Annotated in this window: 4 protein-coding genes; 1 reads left to right on the top strand and 3 read right to left on the bottom strand. The window is 43.0% G+C overall.

The annotated features are described in order from the left end of the window. A partial coding sequence (locus tag WBJ10_RS16515) for an energy transducer TonB (protein ID WP_424292278.1) occupies nt 1-1235 on the top strand: 1235 nt, incomplete at its 5' end. 382 nt (nt 1236-1617) lie between these two features. Here the strand turns inward: WBJ10_RS16515 and WBJ10_RS16520 are convergent. From WBJ10_RS16520 to WBJ10_RS16530, 3 genes are all read right to left on the bottom strand, one after another. Then, a complete protein-coding gene (locus tag WBJ10_RS16520) occupies nt 1618-2223 on the bottom strand; it encodes an RDD family protein (RefSeq protein WP_424292280.1) in 606 nt (201 codons plus the stop codon). Between the two features lie 69 nt (nt 2224-2292). Continuing rightward, nucleotides 2293-3234: a LiaF transmembrane domain-containing protein gene (locus tag WBJ10_RS16525; protein WP_424292282.1), complete on the bottom strand. Its 942-nt coding sequence runs from the start codon at nt 3232-3234 to the stop codon at nt 2293-2295. Between the two features lie 56 nt (nt 3235-3290). Continuing rightward, complete coding sequence (locus WBJ10_RS16530; RefSeq protein WP_424292284.1) at nt 3291-3890, bottom strand: PspC domain-containing protein; 600 nt, start codon at nt 3888-3890, stop codon at nt 3291-3293. Nucleotides 3891-4057 lie beyond the last annotated feature (167 nt).

Below are 4057 nucleotides of genomic sequence, written 5' to 3' on the forward strand. Positions count from 1 at the left end.
GAAGCATAAGTTCCATTGAGAACATCACAGTAAGGCCTCTCTCCGATGTGGTTGGTAAAGAGTTAAGTGCTTCAATTAATATTGAAAAGATTGAAGGTTCAGAACCAAAATTCGGTCGCGTACCTGCAGATCATCTCGCGTTAAAAAAGCACATCGCGACAAGCATAAAATACTCAGCTGCTGCAAAGGCTGCAAATGCCTTGGGCTATGTACAGGTCAACTTCCTTGTTAAAGATAAAAAGATCAGCAATATTGAAATTGCTAAAGGTCTGCATCCCGATCTTGACAAAGATGTGCTTAGCGCTGTTGCCTCGTTTACCTCACAAATTTCTATTCCTGACAATGATTATGTTATCACCGTATTATATCTGGATTCCCAAAAGTCCTTTAAGGAACAGAACATAGAGAAAATTTCAAAAAACATCTTGTACGCGAAAAACTATTTGGGAGGGATAACGGCCTTTGTAAAAGAAAATGGTGATGTCAATGGAGGATGGAGTATATCAGTAAGCAGGCCTAACCCGGTAACCGGCAAGCAGGAACCTATCGGTTTTGATGGATCAGCGGTACAGGATAGAATGCCTTCTTTCCCGGGTGGTATGAAAGCATGGCAGGAATATCTTGTAAACACCCTAAAATTCCCCCCCCTGGCAAAAAGTAACAACGTACAGGGAAACGTCATAGTAAAATTCACGGTTGAAAAAGATGGGAGCCTGGGTGAAATCAAAGTCCTGAGGGGCATTGGAAGCGGAGCTGACGAAGAAGCTGTTCGGGTGATCGCGCAGAGTCCGAAGTGGATTCCCGGAACGATTGATGGCAAGCCCGCAAGAGTTACCTTTACGGTCCCTATTAATTTTGGCGGCAGCAACCCTGTCCAAATGGGCGCTGGGCGCGACGTACCAGATGGCGTTTTTGATTTCAGCACCGCGGAAGTCCTTCCAGAATTTGAGGGCGGTATGGCTGGCTGGGGAAAATATCTCAGCGAAAATTTAAAATATCCTGAACAAGCCAAAAAAGACAGTATAAGCGGGCGCGTTATAGTGGGCTTTGTTGTTGAGAAGGATGGCAGTCTATCGGATATTAAGGTTCTTAGAGGAATCGGGGGCGGCGCAGATGAAGAAGCTGTACGTGTGTTAAAAAATAGCCCGAACTGGAAGCCAGGGAAGATTTTAGATGGCAATGTGGTCAGAGTAGCCTACACCATGCCGATATTTTTTAAGCTGGGAAACAAGTAAAAGCAACTGCAAATTGAATTAGAAGCCAGAGGGATGTCTGAAAGGATGTATTCTCTGGTTTATTTTTTTACAGACCCCTTATCATCGGCACTAACGCAACCCTGGTTCGACACTATAAAAAAGCTGAACTCAAATTGAGATCCTTCGCTGCGCTCAGGATGACGGCCAACTTGGGTTGAGACTGGATATTTCTCCTCGCGGCACGTTAACCGTTAATGATAAAATTTCTGTTCGCTCGTCGAAATAAATCCCTAAATACATCCCAGATCCCTTAAAAACCATCGTCATCCCGACCGCAGGGAGGGACCTCATTAATGTAACCTCATATAACCTTCGGATCCATTTCGCCTGTCGAGTGTCAACGGTCACTCCCACCTTTCACCTAAATAAGCCTATCCTTTATCACCAAAGTCCCCGCAATCTTATCATGTATCCCCTGCTGCTGTTTATCAAAGAACCCATATGCATACCCAAGCCCCAGGGTAGCAACACAAATCAGCTTGGACAAATTTCTGACCACTGAAATCCCCATGGTAATGGGCTTACCGGATTCATCACAAACTTTCAACCCCATCAGCACTTTCCCATAAGTTCCCTGTTTAGGAGAAGCCTCTGCGATAATGCTGTAGATCATTTTTACAAGCGGTATAATAGCTAAGCCGGCAAGAGCAACCATGATCTTAGTTTCCCTTTCAGCAATGAAAAGAACGGCAACTGTGCCCAGGATACAGTAAAGAGCAAACACAAGAAAATAATCGATAATAATTGCCAGAAGACGTACATCCAGAGACGCAAAATATTGCGGTTTACGAACATGTGCTTTAATACCCAGCAGCTCGCAGAGCTCAGGCATTTCATGAGCTTCTTTATAATCGTCCATATCAGGAGTTTTTACAAAAGTTCCGGGCCTGATCTTTAAATCCTTCAGCTGCTCTAATGAAAAAGGGCCTTCAGGTTTACCTTTTATAACGACTATATATTCTTCCATTGTTCTTATACACAAAGCGGAAGCTTCCCCTCATTCAGGGAAACTTCCGCCATTGCTGTACAAATATATTTAATACTTCTTTACTTCGAATGATGATAAACCACCTTTTAAGCTGATGTTGATCTTGTTGGCTGCCGTATCATAGTTTTCTGTTTCGTAAGTTCCATCGGCTTGTTTGGTGAAACCTATAAAGTCTTTCGATGAGAGGCCGCTATCGACTTCAATCTTACATCCTGAAGCGGAAGGTACTTCAATCTGCACACTTGCTACTCCGGTTTCAACAGTCACATCCGTAAGCGGAAGCGTTGAACCAATCCGGGCTTCGAATGCTGCGGCACCGCCTTCGAACGTAAGGTTACGAACTTTAAATTTCTCGAGATTGAATTCTGTTGACCCTGCACCCATTTCCACTTTGATATCCCATATTGGATTGCTGTTTAAGCTTAGGCGCGTTTCATTACTCTCCATGTCGTCCATCTTAAAGCCGCGGCCCTTTTTGTCCCTTTTCCGGAAGTTCAGCACATCAACTGAATCAAGAGTGGTTTTCTCCAGAGAGTATCCCCCAGCCATTTCCTTTACATCGGCCTGAAAAAGCATGGAAGTAGTATCGATAAGCTCATAGGTTGTAGCACCACCCTGAATATTAAGACTTGCTGATTTTGTCCCTGAATATGGTTCTGAGAAAACACTTGCATTGCTCCAGTCTTCATTCCTATCCCTTCTTTTATCATCAAATTTAATATTTACCCAACCGTTATCCTCACGTGGTATTGATCCCTGGTAGCCAATAGAAGCAAGTACCAGAACAGTTATCGAGGCTGCGAAGATTGCTCCGTAGTTTTTGTCGGCGAACCTGCTTAGTAGCATATTTGCACCTATCAGGATAAATATTACCGGCCAAAAGCGCCAAACTGATCCCCAGTAGAAGTTGATAACATTAAAATTGTCGAGCATGAACACTGTTCCAATGAAGATGAAGATCAGGCCCCAGATTATTTTTTCGGTTTTCATATTTTTAATTTCTTGTGTGTGATAATTTAATAAGAGCAGCCAGGCTGCTCTTTATTTTATAATGGTTTATCGGGATTTTCTTCAGTAATAATAGTGGTTTCTTCAGAACTTGTCGCACTCTGCGGCTGGGCAGCATCCTGAGCATCTTTCTCAGCCTGTTGTTTTGCTTTCCACTCCTCTTTCCACGACTTCTTATTAGCGTTGGTGATCATTAAAATACCTGGAATGATAAATATTAAAGGCCACAGTTTATGGAATTCGAACCAGTATGGCACAATATCGAATTCATCGAGCAGAAAGAATACTCCAAATATTACAAAGAATAATCCAACGGCTACAGCACTTGTACCCGATTTCTTCTTTTTTGGGTAAGGGATCCCTGCAAAAGCAGGATCATTTATGGGTCCGTTTGGGCCTGCCGCCTCGTTATAAACTTTATAGTCCGTATAGTAGGCGCTGTAGGTCGGCACGAAAGGCTTAACCGGTACGGCAATCCAAAGTATGATGTAGGCAAGCACTCCAGAGAAGCCTGCTAAAACAGCTAGTACAAATGCGATGCGAACCCATGTTACATCTACTTCAAAGTATTCCGCAAGTCCGGCGCATACGCCTGCTATTGTTTTCTCCTGTTCGTTCCGAGTTAGTTTCTTTTCCATGACGTTATTGTTAGAGGTTTAGTTTTTTTGTTAGTGGTTAGAGATTTTATCCCTTTTTGATTGATCAAACTTAACACAACATTTACATCTACTAAACAGCAATTAGGCAGGGTATCACAAGTTCTCGGTAAAGGGCGGGAATATATCGGTGAAAAAAAGAGTTTTCC

Origin of the sequence: Daejeonella sp. (assembly GCF_049655485.1) — a bacterium.
Lineage (GTDB): Bacteria > Bacteroidota > Bacteroidia > Sphingobacteriales > Sphingobacteriaceae > Daejeonella.

Coding starts and splice junctions, on each gene's coding strand:
- WBJ10_RS16520 (WP_424292280.1), bottom strand. CDS start 2,223: ATGGAAGAATATATAGTCGTTATAAAAGGTAAACCTGAAGGCCCTTTT.
- WBJ10_RS16525 (WP_424292282.1), bottom strand. CDS start 3,234: ATGAAAACCGAAAAAATAATCTGGGGCCTGATCTTCATCTTCATTGGA.
- WBJ10_RS16530 (WP_424292284.1), bottom strand. CDS start 3,890: ATGGAAAAGAAACTAACTCGGAACGAACAGGAGAAAACAATAGCAGGC.